Raw genomic sequence first — 18,946 nt, 5'->3', positions numbered from 1 at the left:
ACCTTCCCCGGAACGCTTTCAGAAAAATTCTAATTATTGTACCTTGCAAGACTATTAAAAAGAAAGAATTATGAAAGAAAGCACGATGCTTAATTATATTGAAAACATATTAAAAAATATGCCTGCTGGTTGGTTAAGTACAACAACCCATCGATTAGATATTTATGAGGAGGAATTAGCTAAAACCCAATTCTTAGATCAGTTTGAAAGGCTGTACGAAAATAATAATTATGAAACTGAAGCACTCAATCAGCTACCTACGGCATACGATTATATCCGTTTAGGCCATCCTTTATCCTGTGTTTTAGAATGGAGCATTGCTAAATTGAATAATATAAATCCAGAGAATGTCATCAGTTTTCAATCGAAGAGTATTCCTGTTTTAGCCATTTTAAGAACAAACTTATTAGAAAATAAAAACACACAGATTGTTTATTCAAGCAGTTTACCAGATTTTTTTGATTCAGAAGTTTTAAAGAACGTGTATGGCTATAAGTTCGAATTAAAGAAAGTTGAAAATGTGAACCAGATTTCTGAATTCGATGGAAGTACTGTTTATATCTCCCAAGATGATGTTATTTCTACTAGTGAATTAAACTCTAAAGTTGATTTTTATATCAGTTTATATAATGACTTAGGAAGTGTTTTAATTGCAAATGGGAAGAAAAACGAATCTTATATTTCCGATATTCAACATGTAAGACGTAGAGAAACTATTGCCATGACCCCGGCTAATTCACTGATAGCTTTAAACTTGTTATTAAATAAAACAACAATTAAGGCTGAATCAGGAGATAAGGAAATAAACAAAACAGCCGTTTTAACTTCTATAAAAGACATTACTAACGCAGATACAAAACCCTTAGTGGCTTCAAGCGGACTTTCGATTCAATATGCCATTATGATGGGGTTGATTCACGATGCCCAAGAGAATCATCCTGGAAAGCCTATTAAGTTTATTGTTCCTCCAAATTGTTATGGTGGAACAAACGATCAGGCTAGGAGAGTAGCTGCTTGCCTAAAGCATGTGGAAATTGAAGATTTATTGGTGGATGGCGATAACGAAATGGTTGCAAGTATTGATAGCGTTTTAGACAAAATTGCTAAAGAGGATGCCATTCCATACATCATTGCAGAAATCCCAACCAACCCAAGAGTTGAAGTTCCTAATTTGGACCATTTAAAAAATGTTTTAAGTAAGAAACGTCAAACAACAAGTGGTAAAACGGCCATTGATCCCGTGTTTATTTTAGATCAAACGTTTTGTCCGAATGTGCACTTTTTGGGTGAGAATGATATTCTATCATCGGTTAGAACTATTTCCTTTGCTTCGGGTTCTAAATTCCCAAGTGGCGGACTTTGTACGGCTGGGTATTGCGTAGGAAACAAAAGAACGGAAGACTTGATGCAGACAATAGAAAGTCATTTAAATCTTTGCGATAACGAAGCAACGGCTCTTCAGTATGAAATTTTAGCCAAACAATTGCCTTCTATGAATCAAAGAATTGCAGATGCTTACGTTAATACCCGCAATTTTGTAAACTTTATCCATAAGGCTTTACCAGAAGCAAAAATTAATTTCGTGTCGGAGTCATTAGCACAAGAAGGTTTTACACCATCGGTTTTTTCACTGGATCTTCCAACCAAAGGGAATACTCCTGAAGAAAAAGAAGCCTATAAAAGGGCTTTAAATTTAAAGTTAATCAATTTAATGATTTCTGAAATTCCTGATGAATCCAAGTATTGCGTGAGTTACGGACAATTAAAAGGTTGTTATTGGACCATTCCTGCAACATCTACCCAAGGAACGACTAAAGAAGGCGATAAGGATTATATTATTCGTGCTTCTCTATCTCCAAAAATAGATTTAGAATGTCATAAAGAAGTCTTTTTAGATTTTGTTGATAGTATTTAGGACAATTCGGTATTGTAAGTGAAAAGTGCGTGTTTGTGTCAGCGGATTTTCAGTACGAAAATCGGATAAAAGCAAACACGCACTTTTGTTTCAATTAAACACTAAACTAGGTGTTTTTTTATAGTGTAGCCAATAGTTTGTACTTATTCAGGCTACAGTTTCTCATTCAAATCTTGCCTCCCAACAATTGCCATTATTTCTACAATATCTTCATTTACTTTAAAATAAATGCTATCAATTCCACAAACACAGCGTCTGTAGTTATTTTTTATATAGTCAACCGATTCAAATGAAAAAGGAGTTTGGGCAATAATGTCGAAATATTTAAAAAACGATTCAAAATATTTATCCGCTTGAGTCATTCCGAATTTTTCAACTCCATATTGATGAATTCGTATTAAATCGTTTTTAGCTTCGTTGCTTAACCTGTACTTAGCCATTCAATAAGGACTTTGATTGAGCTAAAATTTCGTTTTTATTATCTTTCGTAAATCCGCTTTTTTCAGCTTTATCGAGTTTTGCTCTAACCCAATCAATTTGGATTTGTTGTTTTCTGGCTTGTCGTATCAAATCGTTTACCAATTCGCTTTTACTTGAATATTCATTTTTATTCACTTGTGCTTTCAGCCATTCGTCGTTTGGTTCGGTAAATGTTATACTTTGTCTTGACATAATTTTATCTTTTGGTGTAAATATACATCAAAAATGAATCGTTTCAAATTGTTGCCAGCAATTATTATAGAAAGAAAAAGTGCTTAGAAAATTGTATTAAAATTCTAAACACTTTTTATATGTTCTATTTTCTAACCTCTATTCTCTATTTTCTATTCTCTTAAGTTGAATAACTCCAACGGCATCCAAAACCCTGATAATTAAATAGGTCATATCAATCTCGTACCATTTTACGCCAAAATTAGCACGACTTGCAAATTTATGATGGTTGTTATGATAACCTTCACCCATCATTAAAAAATCGAAGCGAAAGAGGTTTTTGCTCGTGTTTTTCATTTTAAAATTCACATAGCCATAAATATGTCCAAACCAATTGATAATTACCCCATGAATAGGCGCCATTAAAAAAGTAATTGGCAATAAAAGCCATTGCCACCAAGCTGTAGCAAAAAACACAAAAAATAGAGTATATAAAGAAATCCAAAGCAATCTAGAAAACCGAGAGCTTGCAAAGTTGTCAAAGGCTTTCCATTGTGGAACGTTTTTAGTAAATTTTGAATCTACTTCTATACGTTGCTGATTAATATCCTGATAAATAGTTTTTGTTTTCCACATCATGGCAAATAAATTGTCATCGTAAGAAGGAGAATGTGGGTCTAATTCGGTATCCGTATAAGCGTGATGCATTCTATGCATGATGCCGTAGCCATAAGCACTTAAATAACTGGAACCTTGAAAAATCCAGGTTAAAACAAAGGTAATACGTTCCATTGTTTTAGACATAGTAAATACTTGATGTGCAGCATAGCGATGCAAAAAGAAAGATTGAAAAAATAAACCTCCATACCAAAGCACGATTACGAAAATAACAACAGCCATATCTTTTGTTTTTGCAAAGATAATTTGTCGTTTAACGAGAAACAATGAACCTAAATTAAGAAAATGACCCTTTATAGGCGTTTTACAAGCGTTTTCGAATTCTGCTTAAAGCTTGTGGCGTTACTCCAATATAAGAACTGATATATTTTAAAGGAACTTCTTTTAATAATTCCGGACGTTCTTTAAATAGTTTTAAATAGCGCTCTTCGGCAGTGAGGTTTAATAAATGCTGTTCGCGTCTTGACTTTAATAAAAACAGGCGTTCTGCTGTAAGTCGACCAATAAGATTCCCTATTTGTGTGGTTTTATAAACATCCTGTAAATCTTTATAATTAATACTTAAAAGCGTTGTATCTGTTAAAGCTTGTAGCTGATAAGCAGAAGGAGTTTGCGTTAAAAAAGAATCGTAGGCACTTATAAACTGATCGTTAAAACTAAATCCAAAAGTAATTTCTTTTTCCGGATTTTCCTTAGGAATAAATAAGCGCACCACCCCAGATTCTATAAATGAAATATGATTTTCAATCTCATGTAGTTTTAAAAAAACATTTTTTTTAGCAAACTTACGACGCTGTAATTTGGACGTAAAAAAGTCCCAGTCAGCATCTGATATCGTCGCTATTTGTTCTAAATGAGATTTTATTTGTTGCACCCTTCGAAATTCTGAATATAGAACTAACAAAGATAGGGAATTTGAAGGATGAAATTAGTTTTCACTCACCGGTTTCTCTATTTTTTATATGGTCGGTCTTATTTAGTTCTGCCTTATTTTTGAGTTCTTTAATTAGAAGGTGTTTATTTAAAAATATAAGTCCATGTATTTAAATCGCGATTAGTATGTTGTGTAAAATATAATCCAAATTTTTTTTATATATTTATCTAAGCATCTAATTATTAGTAATTAAACTCTCCCGACCTAATAATTAGTTCAAAAGTAAATTTTAGTAGCTCTTGGATTTTTAAAGTCATTTATGGACTTAATAAAAAACAATATGTCATTTTATAATTTATAATAGATGTTCAATCATTTCAACTTTTCTAAAGAAGAAAAAAAAATAGCTAAAACCTATTTTGATGCGGCCGATGTTATTTTAGCCAACGCTATAAAAAACGATGATTTATCTCTTAAGACAAAAATTAATAAAGACGATGAAATCGATATTAAATGGATTTCTGATGCGACTATAATTGAAAAAACTAAAGATAAAGCTGGAAATATTATTGAAAAACAACGGCCAATTATCGATTTAGTCCAACAAGGAGGTGGTATGTGGGGAATTGCATTACTTGGCTATTGTTATATTTTAGAAAAAGTTGGAATCCGTTTTTATAGCCATGGTGGTACAAGTGCTGGTGCTATTAACGCGTTATTTTTAGCTTCCATCTCTGCCGATGTTTATAAAGAACCCCCTATTATAGAAACAGATTCTAATCGAGGTGCTTTGAAATCGGAAATATTGACGCTCATTGTTTCCAATATGGATTTTTCTTCCTTTATGAATAGAGGTGGCATTGTAGGGAAAATTCAGAAAACGCTGTTTAAAAATATTAATTCTAAAGGCTTGCCAATTTTTTTAGGATTAGCCTCTTTAATCATAATCATGGGCATGTATTTTTCGGCTGGATTATTGTTAAATGATTATAATATGAGCGTTGCCGATGTTCGGTATTTTTCTTTTATTATTGGAACCTGTAATATTTTTGCCTTTTTTATTTTGATTTATATATTATTCGCGAAAGTATTAGGAGAGAATTTTGGACTCAATACTGGAAACCCATTCTTGTTTTGGGTTAGGGAAAACTTAGCTAAATTACATGTAAATTCTACTCAAGATTTATACGCCTGTCTTTCTGAAACGAAACTTATTAGAAATGTAGATACAGACGATTTAAAGGGAGATTTAAAAACATGGATAAAGTCAAATACTCCAAAGACTGCGAATAGTTCAGACGAAACAGAAGAAAAACCTATTGTTATATCAGAAAAAGTGTCTCAGCAACTAGCTGTTGATTCATCTAAATACTACAAAGTAGAAAACCCAAAAATAGTATTAATTACGTCAAATTTATCACATAATAGAATAGTTAGATTTCCAAAAAGAGCTAATGAGTATTGGGAAAATCACTTAAAGGTTCATCCAGCTGCTTACGTTAGAGCCTCCATGTCTTTACCGTTTATTTTCAACACATTTATTCCTAATAGCACAACACATTATGAAGCTTTTGACGATCCAAAAAATAAGGTAAAATTAAAAGCAAGAATGGTGGATGGAGGTATGTTGTCTAATTTCCCAATTCGTGAATTCCATAGAAGTAGTAGTAAAGCTCCTAGCTTTCCAACTTTTGGAGTATTGCTTTCTAAACGCTCAGAAATAAAATCTGAAGATATTTTAGAAGGTCAAAGAAATTCTCTGTTAAACTATGTTGGCAGCTATGTAAAAACCTTTAGAAATTTCTATGACAACGATTTTCTAATTGATAATGAAGAAATAAGAGATAGAGTAGTAACGGTAGATACACGCAGAAATCCAGAAAAAAGCGATGCTCAAATTAACTGGTTGGATTTTTGGATGACCACAGAGGATAAGCGTTTGCTTTTTATAAGAGGTGCCGAAGCTGCTATTAGACAACTCGATAAATTTGATTGGAAAACTTATAAGGATTTAAGAATTAAACTCGCAAAAGATGCAATCTGATAGACAACTTATTAAAGCAACAAATCAATGGTTTGTGATGTTTTTAATTATGGCAGGTATGGCTAGTCTATTCTATTGGCATCCTTCTATAGAAGTGAAAAATATAGGAGAAATTCAGTTTTCTCAGACATTGAGTAATTTCAATAGTAATATCCAAGAACATTATAAAAACCTTAAAAATAACACCTATTACGATTTTGGATTTATCATAATCTATTCTTTATTGTTCTATGCAACTTATCGTGTTTTCCAATCTTCTACGCGTACACGAGTAAGTAAATTGTGGATTATTTTATGTTTGGCGCCTGGAGTTTTTGATATTATAGAAAACATTCTATTGCTTAATCTATTAACCCATTCTGAAAGTACCTGGATGTTCAATGCGTTTTGGTTTGTTGTTAGGGCAAAATGGACACTTGTTATTCCGTTTGTTCTAATTAATTTAACAATTCTAGTATATTATTTGATACGAGGTGTCAATTCGGTGGTTAATTAACATATTATAGTGATAACAACTTTTGTAGCTATTTAAAAACCTTATATAAATTACAAAATAGAAACAACAAATACTTTTAAAATGAAAAAGGAGCTAATTAGAGCTCCTTTTTCTTATTAAAGATTATCTAACTTACTTCTCATTTTAAAATTAGTAAGCCATTTTTACAATTTTTTCAACCTTATCAGGTGTTAAGTTTTTATGTTCTCCCAATCCTAGCCAGCCACGTTCCGTAAAACGTTGTGAAATAGTTTCAGCTGTTCCTTCGTAATCTTTCGTGTATTCAGATAACTTTGTATTAATTCCTAATTCATGGAAAAAAGCTTCTGTCTTCTCAATAGCAGCATAGGCTTTATCGTCTGTGCTACCTTCAGTTATATTCCAAACACGTTCTCCGTATTGAGCTAGTTTCTCTTTCTTTGCTTCAAAATGATATTTATAATGACTAGGTGCAATTACAGCTAAGGTACGTGCATGATCAATACCAAATAAAGCTGTTAATTCGTGTCCCATAGCATGAACAGCCCAATCTGTTGGAACTCCTTTTTGAATAAGTCCGTTTAGAGCCATTGTACAGCTCCACATAAAATTGGATGCTGCTTCATAATCTGTTGGATCTTTTAGCACTCTTGGCGCAACTTCAATTAAAGTTTGTAATATACTTTCTGCAAAACGGTCTTGCAATAAAGCTCCTATCGGATAAGTCATATATTGCTCCAAAACATGGGTAAACGCATCTGTTAACCCGTTTGCTAATTGACGTTCAGGAATTGAAGTGATAACTTGTGGGTCTAAGATGGAGAACTCAGGAAATAAACCTGGACCGCCCATTCCTAATTTTTCTTTGGTTTCTTCTCTAGTAATAACAGCTCCCGAATTCATTTCAGAACCTGTTGCAGGAAGGGTTAAAACGGTACCAAATGGCAAACCTTTTTCAGTTCTAATATTATCGGTTAAAATATTCCAAGGCGAATGACCTTCGTATAAGGCAGCAGCCGATAAAAACTTAGTACCATCAATAACAGATCCGCCACCAACAGCTAATAAATAAGTGATGTTTTCAGTTTTAATAACCTCAAGTGCTTCCATTAAAACGGCATATTCTGGATTTGCAGGAATACCTCCAAACTCAATGACAGTAACATTTTCTAAAGCCGTTTTTACCTGCTTGTAAATACCGTTATTTTTAATACTACCTCCGCCATAAAGCATTAATACTTTTGCGTTTTCAGGAATTTCCTTTGATAATTTTTCTATACTATCCTTTCCAAAAATAATTTTGGTAGGGTTTTTAAATTCAAAATTGTTCATTTTACTTTTCTTTTATTATTTATATTTTGACAATCATTTTTCCTTTGTTTTTACCTTCAAATAAATCGATAAAAGCTTTTGGAATATTATCAAATCCTTCTACTATAGTTTCTGTGTATGTAAGTTTTTCTTCTGCCAACCAACTAGCTAAATGATTCATAGCTTCTGGGAATTTATCGGCATAATTAGAAACAATAAAACCTTGCATTAAAGCGCTATTTTTAACTAAAAATGGCTGTACACTAATGCTTTTTGGAAGTTCTGTATCATTATATACAGAAATGGCACCACAATTAATGATTCTAGCAAACTTGTTAATATTAAACAAAATAGCGTCCGAAATCGGGCCACCTATATTATCAAAGTAAATATCAACGCCATTTGGTGCTGCTTTGGCAATGTCCGTCTTAATATCTGTACTCGTGTTATAATTAATACCTGCATCGAAACCAAATTTAGATTTTAATAAATCTATCTTCTCGTCAGTTCCAGCAATTCCTACTACTCTCAAGCCAAGGATTTTTCCTATTTGACCAACAACAGAGCCCACAGCTCCGGCAGCTCCAGAAACAACTAATGTTTCTCCCGCCACAGGTTTCCCTATTTGAGTTAATCCGGTATAAGCCGTTAAACCTGTCATTCCTAGAATCCCTAAATAAGCGCTTAAAGGAGCTTTGTTAGAATCTACTTTTATAAGACCTTCTCCTGTTGAGACTTGCTTGGTTTTCCAATCTAACATGCCAGAAACAAATTCTCCTACTTTAAAGTTGTCGTTTTTAGAATCAATGACTTTGGCAATTACTCCAGATTGCAAAGGTTTATTTAACTCAAAAGGGGGAATATAAGATTTAGCATCGCTCATTCTTCCTCTTAAATAAGGATCCACAGAAACATGGATAGTTTCTAAAAGAATCTCCCCTGTATGAATAGTTAAATTATGTTCCTCTGTTATAAATTCAAAATCTGAAAGAGTTGGTTTTCCTTCTGGTCTATTTTTTAATAAAATTGTTTGTATCATCTCGTGTTATAAATTATTGTTCACATTTTTTTATACTACTCCAAGCCGATTGATAGGCTTCTTCTATTTGTTCCTTATCTAATTGAAAAGCGCCACGCTTCTGAGCAATCATTAAGAAAGATAGAGGACTCACCGCATAAGCATACAGTAAATAATTAGAAACTGGCTTGATAATTCCTTCTTGTTTTCCACGCTCCCATAGGTCGAGTAGGGGTTGCAGATGCTTAATACCTTCTTTTAGACTAGGCTCGTCTATCATGGGTGTATTATCACATTGCGCTAAAAACATGGCATGTTCATATTCGTTCAACTTAAACTCTGCTATACGCTTCCAAATGGTTTCAAACCCGGTTTTTACAGACATACTTTCATTATAATTAGCAAAAGCATAATCTGTATATTTTGCTTTAACCTCTATATAAGTTTTGTTTACTAAATCTTGTTTGTTTTCAAAATATAAGTAAATAGTTGCCGGAGAAACCTTGGCCATCTTAGCTATTTTACTCATAGGAGTTGCATGGAAACCATTGTTATTTACTAACTCAATAGTTGCTTTTATAAGCGCATTTCGTTTATCAATACTTTTTTGAAGTTTCGCCATTCTTTGTTCAAATTACAGGGCAAATATAGACAAAAATGAACGTTCATTCTTTTTTTTAACAAAGATTTAAATGGATGTAAAAAACCTTAAAAATAAAGTTGTAAATAATGCATAGAGAAGGAGAGTTATTGATTAGTTTGAGATTAGGAATTTATTTTCAATCATATATTTTAGTATATTTATATAATCATCTATAAATCAATTATATAATTCCTCTTTTCTAATATTAATAGTTCTTTATGAATAACTATTCGTACAGATTTATTCATATGTATACACGAACAAAATAAACAACATCTAATATGTGGTATAACGATTTAAGACCAGACAGCGAATTATTTAACGATCGGTATTCCTTAATCATGCTCGACTCAGAAAACTATTATAAACGGATGTTGACTGATGCCGATAAAAAACGAACTTTGTCTAATTTACTCCAATTGCGAGAAGGTCTTTTAGAGCAGGTTCCAAGAAAGACGGTTGATACCAATCTGTTATTATGTTCATGGAATATCAAGAATTTTGGCACCTTAAAAAATCGTACAGCAGAATCCTTATATTATATAGCTGAAATAATAAATGCTTTCGATATTGTTGCGCTTCAAGAAGTTAATAGCGATTTAGACGACTTTAAAAAAGTACTAAGGTTGTTAGGAAGTCATTGGAAATACACGCTCAGTGATGTTACTGAAGGGAGTTACGGAAACGATGAACGCTTTGGTTTTATTTATGATTCTAGACGTGTCATACATTCTGGTTTATCCGGAGAAATTGTAATTCCGCCAGAGCTCATAGAAAACAATGCTATTATTAGTCAGTTAAAACGAACCCCAACTTTTACGGGCTTTGAAAGTGGTTGGAGAAAATTTTCCATTGTTAGTGTGCATTTGCATCCCGGGGATGGTCCGTTAAACAAAGCCATTCGAAAAGAGGAAGTCCGGTTATTAATGGAAATACTTAAAAGAAAATTACAGCTTAGCGAAGTGGAATATAAAAACATGATTATTCTGGGAGATACAAACCTGTATAAAAACGATGAAGACATTGTAGAGCTTATAACCAATCAGACCTTTGTAGAAAGTGATGGCTTATCCGGAAAATTTACCAATACCAGTTTAAATCAAATTTACGATCGGATTTTCCTAAATGTCGACGATTATTTTAAAATAGCTAAAGATGATTATGGCATAGAAAAAGGAGGCGTGTTCAATTTATTTGATTATGTATATATTAATGATCCAGTAGAAATAGCCAAGTATCATCAACTTATGCTGGAACATAAAGATGACCCAAGTACTTTAACAGATGCTTTAAAATTTACATCCTATTTTAACAGATATTGGAAAAGAAATCAAATAAGCGATCATTTGCCCATTTGGTTAGAACTGCAAACAGAAAGTAGCGATGAGTTTCTAAGCATAAAATTGAATAAACTATAAATTATATTGTCGGTTTCTAAGTTGTTTATTTAATTGAAAATCAAATTATAAAAGGTATCTTGGAGTGACTTAAAAAATCTAAAAGTTATTATTTGTAAAAAGAAGCCCTATTTAAACCCTGTTTACTATGTTAAAAAATGTTTTATTAGAACGCGACATATACGCATCGGAAGAACACAAAATGATGCAAGAGATGATTCGCGATTTCATCCATAACGAAGTCATCGATCATACAGACGAATGGGAAAAACATGGCATGGTGAGTCGAGATATCTGGAAACGCGCAGGAGAATTAGGATTGCTTTGTATGGATATGCCTGTAGAATATGGAGGAAGTGGCCTAGACTTCAGCTTTAATGCTTTACTAATTGAAGAAATGGCTAAAGAAGGCATTAGTGGTCCAGGTTTTTCCTTGCATTCAGATATTGTTGCTCCGTATATATTAAAATATGGTACCGAAGATCAAAAGCAAAAATATTTACCTAAAATGGCTTTAGGAGACATTATAACCTCTATCGGGATGACCGAGCCCAATTGCGGGAGCGATCTAAAAGCTATTACTACAAGCGCTGTTGATCACGGAGACCATTATTTGGTAAACGGACAGAAAACCTTTATCACTAATGGATATATGTCTGATATGTCTATTGTAGCCGTAAAAACCAATATAGGCACAGAAAAAGAAGGTGTCTCTCTATTAATTATGGAAAGTGCTTATGAAGGTTTTGAAAAGGGTGTTCCGTTTAAGAAAATAGGGATGAAAGCTCAAGACACTTGCGAGTTGTTTTTTGACAATGTAAAGGTTCCAAAAGAAAATCTATTGGGCAAAGAAGGTTTAGGTTTCAAAATTATGATGACAGAATTGGCCAGAGAACGCTTATCCGTAGCCCTAAACGCAATAGGTGGAGCAGAAGGAGCTATAGAAAAAACCATTGCATATACCTCGACAAGAACTGCTTTTAAGAAACCCATTGCTGGATTTCAAAATACGCAATTTAAACTGGCTGAATGTGCCACGAAATTACAGATACATCAAACTTTTATAGACCGTTGTTCGCATTTACTACAAGAACACAGGTTAACTGCAGAAAGTGCTTCTATGGCTAAGTATTCGGCCACAGAACTACACAGTCAGGTTGTGGATGAATGTTTGCAGCTTTTTGGAGGCTACGGGTATATCTGGGATTACCCAATTGCCCGAATGTATGCAGATAATCGGGTAGCGAGAATTTATGCCGGTACTAACGAAATTATGAAACTTTTGATTGCTCGTGGACTTTTTAAAGAATTGTTTCAGAAAACGAGAGCTAAGGAAAATAAGAGTTAAATTTAGTTATAAAAAACCTTCAGTATTAAGTTAACTAATAATCCAGATTTATTTAAAAGTATGTCGTTGTTCTTTTGTTGATGAGGCTTTTAATAACTCGTGAAATGTTTTTATATTATTAAAATCGCGCGTAATTTCTCCAGAGACGGCAACTCCAGAAATTCCTGTTTCTAATATGGCTTCAACATCTTTTGTGGTTATTCCGCCAACGCCAATTATTGGGGTGTTTCCTTTTAAAACATCCATAATTGCAGAATAACCTTTTAACCCTAAAATAGGAGGTAAACTGTCTTTAGTTGTTGTATATCTAAACGGACCTAAACTAATATAATCAACTTCTTTAGAGATTAATGTTTCACAATCTTCTAAGGTATTCGCAGTACCACCAATCATTTGCCAGGTATACAAATGCTTTCTAGCTAGTGTAGGACAAGCATCGGATTTTCCTAAATGTACTCCATCTGCTTTAACGTCTTTTGCTATCTTATAATAATCGTTTATATACAATCTTGTCTGAAAATGAGACGTTATGTCGCGAGCTTCCTTGGCTATTTTTAATATTTTTTTTTCGGACCAGCCTTTCGGACTGGCAGAAACATCTTTTAAACGTAATTGCACTAATTCGGCACCAGAGGAACAAGCCTTTTGAATGTTCTCCAAATGTTCTTTGGGTGAATCTCCTTGAGATATATAATGTAGTTTAGGGATAATCATGTTTAATATTAACGTATTGCTATTCTATGAGCAAACATTGCAAGGAGGTTGAAATATGACCTTGTTTGTTTTATTAAACAATGTATAATTGCTAATAAAACAAACAAGAGTTAGAAGTTGTTTAAATTGGAAAGACTTATTCTGTTCCTATAGAATCGATTAAACTATCATTACCAATTTCCTTCGGGTTGTTTCCCCATTTATTTGGTCCTGGTTCGCTATCTGAACATAATAATACTAATAACCATATAGATCCAATTAACGGAACTATAGATATAAAGTACCACCAACCACTTTTACCAATATCATGTAATCTTCTCACGGTTACCGCTAAAGATGGCAAAAAGGTTGCTAATATATATATTAAATATATCCATCCATAGGCTAGGTCAGACGAAAGAGACATTCCTAAAACACCATCCAATATCAAGGCAACTATTGCAAATATAATTTGAAATAATATAAACATCCAATATTCTGTACGCCTTGCTCTTCCGCTAAAATCTGCGTAATGTTCTTTAATTACTTTTAAATACCAATTCATGTTGTTGTATTTTGTAGGTTAAGTCTGCTAATTTAATAAAATTATTCATTTTACCTATTTAAAAAAAAGCATCTTACTTTAATTTTAATAAATTAAAAAAGACCTCTAGACTTTAGTTCCAGATATTTATTAATAGTATCTCCCGTTAAATTTTCGGGCTCTGTTAATACCGATTGAATACCATACTTTTTTAATGCCTTGACAATTTTCTTTTTTTCATACATAAATTTTTCTGCAATAATGGTATCATAAACATCTTGTATGTTTTCAGATTTTGATTGTATTACATGGTCTAACTCTGTATTTTTAAAGAAAACAACTAATAGTAAATGGTTTTTTGCCAAGGCTCTTAAATAGGCAAGTTGTCTATTTAAACCATCCATAGTTTCAAAATTTGTATATAAAATTAAGAGACTTCTGTTGGTTATTTTTCGTTTTACAACAGCATATAAACTACTAAAATCCGATTCTGAAAAATCTGTTTTTATATTGTATAAGGCTTCAGAAATTAAGTTCATTTGAGAATTTCTTTGCTCCGCAACAATAATATCTTCAACTGTCTTAGAAAACGATAACATGCCAGCTTTATCCTGCTTTCTTAAAATAACGTTGCTAATAGCTAAAGTGGCATTTATAGCATAATCTAACAAACTAATATTGTTAAAGTGCATTTGCATGGCACGGCCTTTATCGATAATAGCATATACGGGTTGAGATTTTTCTTCTACATATTGATTAATCATTAATTGATTACTCTTGGCTGTAGCCTTCCAGTTTAAGGTTCTAATATCATCTCCAGAAACATATTCTTTTATTTGTTCAAACTCTAAAGAATGTCCAATCCGTCTTACTTTTTTTGTTCCGTAAGAAAATGTTGCGTCTGTAAATGCTTTAAAATTAAACTCTCTTAACTTTAAAAACGACGGATAACATTTTAGCTCTTTCGTTTCGCCTAACACATATTTTTTTGTGGCTAATTGTAGCGGAGAAGAAGTATAAACATTTATTTGTCCGAAACTATAAAGTCCTCTTTCTATAGGCAATACCTTATAATGAAGTGTTTTGTCCTGATTTGAGTTCAATTTTAAATCAAAAATGAAATCGCGTTTTTGAAACTGAAATGGAAGTTCTTCAATAATAGAGATGTGACTTACAAATGAATAGTTATTCTTTATTTGAAGAGTGATTTTATTATTATCTCCATTCGATAGTCTTTCAGGTAAAAACCGTTCTGCCTGTATTCCATTTTTCTTGTTGTAGAGAATAAATACATCTATTAACAATAAAAGAGCTAGAACAAACAGTAATATTTTAGATATATAAAAAACTATTGGCGCAAAAAAGCCTACCACAAATAAAACAGCTATACCTGCTAAAATGTAGAATAGTCTTTTGTTTAAAAATAAAGTACTGAATAGTTTAGTCATTAATCTATCTTGGAATCTCTACAGATTCAATAATTTGTTCAATAATCTGCTTACTGGTTAATCCTTCCATTTCTCTTTCTGGTGTAACAATTACTCTGTGTTGTAATACAGGAATGGAAGCTCTTTTTATATCTTCTGGAGTTACAAAATCTCTTCCTGCTATGGCAGCAAAAGCTTTAGAAGCCTTTAAAATAGCAATACTGGCTCTTGGAGATGCACCTAAATATAAAAACGAATTAGACCGAGTATTCACCACGATATTAGCAATGTATTTCAATAAATTCTCTTCTAATTTTATTTGATTTACTAAAGCTCTGTATTTTTCAATCTTCGCACCATCAATTATAGCTTCAATTTTTTCAAATTTTGTGGCGTTTTGTAAGGCTTGTTCTCTTATAATAATCTCTAGTTCTTCTTCACCTGTAGGATATTCAACATTTATCTTAAATAGAAATCTGTCTAATTGTGCCTCTGGCAATCTATATGTTCCTTCTTGTTCTATAGGGTTCTGAGTAGCTAAAACTATAAAAGGTTCTTTCATTTTATAAGTTTCTCCATCTATAGTAACTTGCTTTTCTTCCATAACTTCAAATAAAGCTGCTTGGGTTTTTGCTGGAGCCCTGTTAATTTCATCAATTAAAATCATACTAGAAAAAATAGGACCTTTTTTAAATTCGAAGTCCGATGTCTTCGCATTAAACACAGAGGTTCCTAAAATATCTGATGGCATTAAATCTGGAGTAAACTGAATGCGACTAAAATCGACATCCATGGTTCTAGAAAGTAATTTAGCTGTAATGGTTTTAGCAACGCCTGGAACACCTTCAATTAAAACATGTCCGTTTGCCAGTAGAGAAACAATCAGGAGATCCATCATGTCTTTCTGACCTACAATAACTTTCTTTAATTGGTTTTTAATGTCATTAACGGCTTCTTGAAGCTCCGATACATCAAGCCTGTTTTTAAACTCTAAATTTTCTGAAGGGTCCTGGTTAATTTGTTCTTCCATAGGGGTTATTTTTTAAAGAATTTTTCTATCATATTGTTTAAAACAATCAATTCAACATCGGTACACTCCGATTTTTTGTTTAATGCAATGATGGTATTTATTAAATATTTTGTGCTACTTAAGTCGTTATTAGATTTTAAAGCTAAGGTCTTTATAAATTCCTTGTTTAAATTACTGGTATCAATCAGATATTTTTCTCTAATTTTTTCTAAAAAGTAAGTAATTTTCTTATCGACTAGATTTTTGTGATCCTCTTCCTTTAAATACACATTAGAAATAGTTTGAGCAAATTCTACTGTAGAATTTTGTAAGGGTTTAATTATTGGAATGGCTCTTTGCTTTCTTTTAGAATTAAATAACAGAAACAGCACTAAACCTATTGAGGAAACAGCCAAAAACCACGATAAACTAGGATGCTGCAAGAAGAATTTAAAAATAGAATCCTGTTTTTCTTCAGGTGTATTACTATACTTACTGAATTTTATTTGTGGATCCCAAAGAACATCTTTAGAAGGTAAATAAGACAAGATGTTTTCTACATATTCCTCATTGCCATTTAGCATATTATAATTAGTAAAAACTACCGGATTAGAATGTAAAAAAACAGCTCCTTTTCCATAGTATATTTTAATGAAATTGGGTTGTTTTTGGTTGTTTACTTCAACGGTTCCTAACACAATCGTATTATTCTCATTATAACTATCAAAGTAATTTCTTCTAATATTTCTGTCAAACAAATAGGGTTGATTTTTAAAATCTTTATTCTCTAAATATAATTTTCCATTCAATAACTTTAAGTCTTCTGGAGTGTACACATGCTCGTCTAAGTTATTGGTGGTAAACTGTAAAGAATCTCTTAAATGTTCGCTAAAATAATTCAGAGATAAAAACACATTATTACCATTTTCTACATAATCCAACAGATAACTCAAACCTTCTTTATCTAGTTTATAAGCGGTAGGTTTAATACAAATATAATTGCCAAAATCGTCATCTTTAACATGGTGAAAAAGGTAATCGTAAATGTTTTCTTTTAAATAGTGTACCTCGTTATTATTAAAAAGTGCTTCGGCTTCATGAAATAGAATGTATGTACCAAATGGACTTTTATTTTTTTCTTTAAAATTCTCGTTCCAATTGGTTTTACTACAACTTATTAAGCTGAATAAAACCATTAGAAAAAGATATTTGTTTATGTGTTTAAAGAAGGTCAAGAAATGGAATTAAAAAGGGTTTTATATTTTTTTTCTATGGTCTGAAAATTATTTGAGTTTATTGGGAACTCGCCATACCACACATAACTGTAAATATAGGATACTTCAGAAAACTGATTTCTAAGATCTTTATCTTCAATTTCGAATACGTATTCTGTATTGGTTTTATCTTTATGATATTCTATGGTTTTAATATCTGATAATTTTTGTAGTATGGACAAATAATAATACCTCGTTGCCAATCTGTAATCTTTATTACCAATAGCTTGTTTTAGAAGTTTATTAAAATCTGCTTCGTGGATATCTTCATCTTCATACATTAATTGCTCTGCTGTTTTTTTAGATGAATTTTTAAGACTCCAGAAACGCATATCCGAGCCTAAAAGGATTTTTAGTATAATTAAAACAACAATTATTCCTAAAAGATATGGGAAAATATAGCTCATAAAATTGACAAATAATGCCAAAATTCCCATGTTAGGAGGGGAGGATATTTCCGGTTTTACAGGCTCTTTCGTTTTTAAGTCGTCTATATACACAAAATCTTTGCCGTTATATTTTTCTTTTAAATCTGTTTTAAAAGACAACTTCTCTTCAATATCTGTGTTTTTTATATAAGTATTTTCATCTCCGTTTGCCATCAGAATATCATCGTTAGATTGAGAAATCCCAACCTGATAACTTAAAAATAATAAAAGGAGCAAACAGGTTCTCATTATCTTAAATCATGTTTTTTAGCTACTTGAAAAGGTAGAATTAGATAATAATAACTAATGGAAAATAAACTAAATAAAATAATTGTAAAGGATAGAATTACTGGCATCGTATTGGAATATCTTGTAACATATCCTTCTAAAAAAGCTGCGATAATGGTAAAAGGAATGGTGCTTAAAAAAATATAGAATGCCTCTCGAACCCCAATTTTAAAAGACTGAAATCTTTTTAAAGTGCCAGGAAATAAAATACTAGCTCCAATTATATAGCCGGCTGCTGCTTCTATTATCATTCCAAAGATTTCGTAAGTTCCATGAATCCAGATGCCCTTTAAACTATCAAATAAACTGTTATGTTGATAAAAAAATGCTTGAAATACGGCTACCATCACAGCATTATAAACAACATAAAAACCGGTACCTATTCCTAAAAATATTCCCGATAAAAACATGTTTAGACCAACACGTTGGTTATTGTCGTAAATCCCAATAAAGGTTCCCCAATTGCTTCCACCTTTGTAGATAGCCATGGCATCTCCTTGCTCTATGTTTTCTAAAGTTTGATCTACATAGCTGTTTCCTAAAATTTGCCTGGCAAATGTATCGTCGTTAAAAGTAGAAAGTAAACCAATAAAAAAGCATAAAAAGAAAAATATAAACGATATATAAATGTATTTTCTATGTTTATAACAAAGTAGAGGCACGGTATCTAAAAAGAATTTTAATACACGATTATCTTTTCTTCTTTTGGTGTGGTAAACATTATCAAAACTGCTTTTAGCTAACTTGTTTAAATAGGTAGTCACCTTACTTTTAGGGTAATAGGTTTGCGCATACACCAGATCGTTCATGATCTTGATATGTAGGTTAGCTATATCATCTGGACTTTTTTTTTCTTTATTCGAACTTATTTGCTCGAATTCAAGCCATTTTTCTTTATTTTGCTTAATAAAAGCGACTTCTCTCATCAG

At 32.1% G+C, this 18,946-nt stretch carries 19 protein-coding genes; 5 read left to right on the top strand and 14 right to left on the bottom strand.

Annotated features, from left to right (window positions below; all coding sequences use genetic code 11):
- Positions 1 to 70 precede the first annotated feature (70 nt).
- Positions 71 to 1,915: a PLP-dependent aminotransferase family protein gene (locus OS188_RS09215; RefSeq protein ID WP_267148541.1), complete on the top strand. Its 1,845-nt coding sequence runs from the start codon at positions 71 to 73 to the stop codon at positions 1,913 to 1,915.
- Positions 1,916 to 2,067: 152 nt separating this feature from the next.
- On the opposite strand, the gene OS188_RS09210 is transcribed toward OS188_RS09215, so the two are convergent.
- The 4 genes from OS188_RS09210 to OS188_RS09195 form a co-directional block, all read right to left on the bottom strand.
- Entirely contained in the window at positions 2,068 to 2,355 is a 288-nt protein-coding gene (locus OS188_RS09210; RefSeq protein ID WP_267148540.1) for a type II toxin-antitoxin system RelE/ParE family toxin, read from the bottom strand.
- Entirely contained in the window at positions 2,348 to 2,587 is a 240-nt protein-coding gene (locus tag OS188_RS09205; RefSeq protein ID WP_267148539.1) for a ribbon-helix-helix domain-containing protein, read from the bottom strand. The genes OS188_RS09210 and OS188_RS09205 overlap by 8 nt, the downstream gene beginning before the upstream one ends.
- A 138-nt stretch (positions 2,588 to 2,725) precedes the next feature.
- Entirely contained in the window at positions 2,726 to 3,466 is a 741-nt protein-coding gene (locus OS188_RS09200) for an acyl-CoA desaturase (protein ID WP_267148538.1), read from the bottom strand.
- A gap of 82 nt (positions 3,467 to 3,548) precedes the next feature.
- Positions 3,549 to 4,118, bottom strand: coding sequence for a Crp/Fnr family transcriptional regulator (locus OS188_RS09195; protein WP_267148537.1), 570 nt, complete (start codon positions 4,116 to 4,118; stop codon positions 3,549 to 3,551).
- Positions 4,119 to 4,482: 364 nt separating this feature from the next.
- On the opposite strand from OS188_RS09195, the gene OS188_RS09190 reads away from it, so the two are divergent.
- Both OS188_RS09190 and OS188_RS09185 read left to right on the top strand, forming a co-directional pair.
- Positions 4,483 to 6,162 carry a patatin-like phospholipase family protein gene (locus tag OS188_RS09190; RefSeq protein ID WP_267148536.1) on the top strand — a complete coding sequence of 560 codons (1,680 nt, stop codon included), beginning with the start codon at positions 4,483 to 4,485 and terminating at the stop codon, positions 6,160 to 6,162.
- Positions 6,152 to 6,658 carry a hypothetical protein gene (locus tag OS188_RS09185; protein WP_267148535.1) on the top strand — a complete coding sequence of 169 codons (507 nt, stop codon included), beginning with the start codon at positions 6,152 to 6,154 and terminating at the stop codon, positions 6,656 to 6,658. The genes OS188_RS09190 and OS188_RS09185 overlap by 11 nt, the downstream gene beginning before the upstream one ends.
- A gap of 150 nt (positions 6,659 to 6,808) precedes the next feature.
- Here the strand turns inward: OS188_RS09185 and OS188_RS09180 are convergent, their stop codons facing one another.
- The 3 genes from OS188_RS09180 to OS188_RS09170 are packed head-to-tail and all read right to left on the bottom strand — an operon-like array spanning position 6,809 to position 9,588.
- Positions 6,809 to 7,969 (bottom strand): iron-containing alcohol dehydrogenase, encoded by a 1,161-nt coding sequence (locus tag OS188_RS09180; RefSeq protein WP_267148534.1) that lies wholly within the window; start codon positions 7,967 to 7,969, stop codon positions 6,809 to 6,811.
- A gap of 19 nt (positions 7,970 to 7,988) precedes the next feature.
- Positions 7,989 to 8,987 (bottom strand): NADP-dependent oxidoreductase, encoded by a 999-nt coding sequence (locus OS188_RS09175; RefSeq protein WP_267148533.1) that lies wholly within the window; start codon positions 8,985 to 8,987, stop codon positions 7,989 to 7,991.
- Between the two features lie 13 nt (positions 8,988 to 9,000).
- Positions 9,001 to 9,588 carry a TetR/AcrR family transcriptional regulator gene (locus OS188_RS09170; protein WP_267148532.1) on the bottom strand — a complete coding sequence of 196 codons (588 nt, stop codon included), beginning with the start codon at positions 9,586 to 9,588 and terminating at the stop codon, positions 9,001 to 9,003.
- Between the two features lie 302 nt (positions 9,589 to 9,890).
- Between OS188_RS09170 and OS188_RS09165 the strand changes: the two genes are divergently transcribed.
- On the top strand, positions 9,891 to 11,027 hold the full coding sequence (locus tag OS188_RS09165) for an endonuclease/exonuclease/phosphatase family protein (protein ID WP_267148531.1): 1,137 nt from the start codon (positions 9,891 to 9,893) through the stop codon (positions 11,025 to 11,027).
- A gap of 127 nt (positions 11,028 to 11,154) precedes the next feature.
- Positions 11,155 to 12,354, top strand: a complete 1,200-nt coding sequence (locus OS188_RS09160; protein WP_267148530.1) for an acyl-CoA dehydrogenase family protein — start codon at positions 11,155 to 11,157, stop codon at positions 12,352 to 12,354.
- Between the two features lie 48 nt (positions 12,355 to 12,402).
- On the opposite strand, the gene OS188_RS09155 is transcribed toward OS188_RS09160, so the two are convergent.
- The 7 genes from OS188_RS09155 to OS188_RS09125 all read right to left on the bottom strand — a co-directional run bounded on the left by OS188_RS09155 (position 12,403) and on the right by OS188_RS09125 (position 18,943).
- Positions 12,403 to 13,068: a thiamine phosphate synthase gene (locus OS188_RS09155; RefSeq protein WP_267148529.1), complete on the bottom strand. Its 666-nt coding sequence runs from the start codon at positions 13,066 to 13,068 to the stop codon at positions 12,403 to 12,405.
- 136 nt (positions 13,069 to 13,204) lie between these two features.
- Positions 13,205 to 13,612: a DUF805 domain-containing protein gene (locus tag OS188_RS09150; RefSeq protein WP_267148528.1), complete on the bottom strand. Its 408-nt coding sequence runs from the start codon at positions 13,610 to 13,612 to the stop codon at positions 13,205 to 13,207.
- Positions 13,613 to 13,704: 92 nt separating this feature from the next.
- Positions 13,705 to 15,039: a DUF58 domain-containing protein gene (locus OS188_RS09145; protein ID WP_267148527.1), complete on the bottom strand. Its 1,335-nt coding sequence runs from the start codon at positions 15,037 to 15,039 to the stop codon at positions 13,705 to 13,707.
- A 4-nt stretch (positions 15,040 to 15,043) separates the two neighbouring features.
- Positions 15,044 to 16,048, bottom strand: a complete 1,005-nt coding sequence (locus OS188_RS09140; RefSeq protein ID WP_267148526.1) for an AAA family ATPase — start codon at positions 16,046 to 16,048, stop codon at positions 15,044 to 15,046.
- Between the two features lie 5 nt (positions 16,049 to 16,053).
- Positions 16,054 to 17,223 carry a DUF4350 domain-containing protein gene (locus OS188_RS09135; RefSeq protein ID WP_267148525.1) on the bottom strand — a complete coding sequence of 390 codons (1,170 nt, stop codon included), beginning with the start codon at positions 17,221 to 17,223 and terminating at the stop codon, positions 16,054 to 16,056.
- A gap of 35 nt (positions 17,224 to 17,258) precedes the next feature.
- A complete protein-coding gene (locus OS188_RS09130) occupies positions 17,259 to 17,978 on the bottom strand; it encodes a hypothetical protein (RefSeq protein ID WP_267148524.1) in 720 nt (239 codons plus the stop codon).
- On the bottom strand, positions 17,978 to 18,943 hold the full coding sequence (locus OS188_RS09125) for a stage II sporulation protein M (RefSeq protein WP_267148523.1): 966 nt from the start codon (positions 18,941 to 18,943) through the stop codon (positions 17,978 to 17,980). Before OS188_RS09125 ends, OS188_RS09130 begins: the two co-directional genes overlap by 1 nt.
- Between the last annotated feature and the right edge of the window lie 3 nt (positions 18,944 to 18,946).

The sequence above is a fragment of the Xanthomarina sp. F1114 genome (assembly GCF_026410255.1).
Classification (GTDB): domain Bacteria; phylum Bacteroidota; class Bacteroidia; order Flavobacteriales; family Flavobacteriaceae; genus Xanthomarina.
The sequence above is the reverse complement of the archived record's forward strand: the minus strand, read 5'-3'. Positions and strand labels throughout refer to the sequence as shown.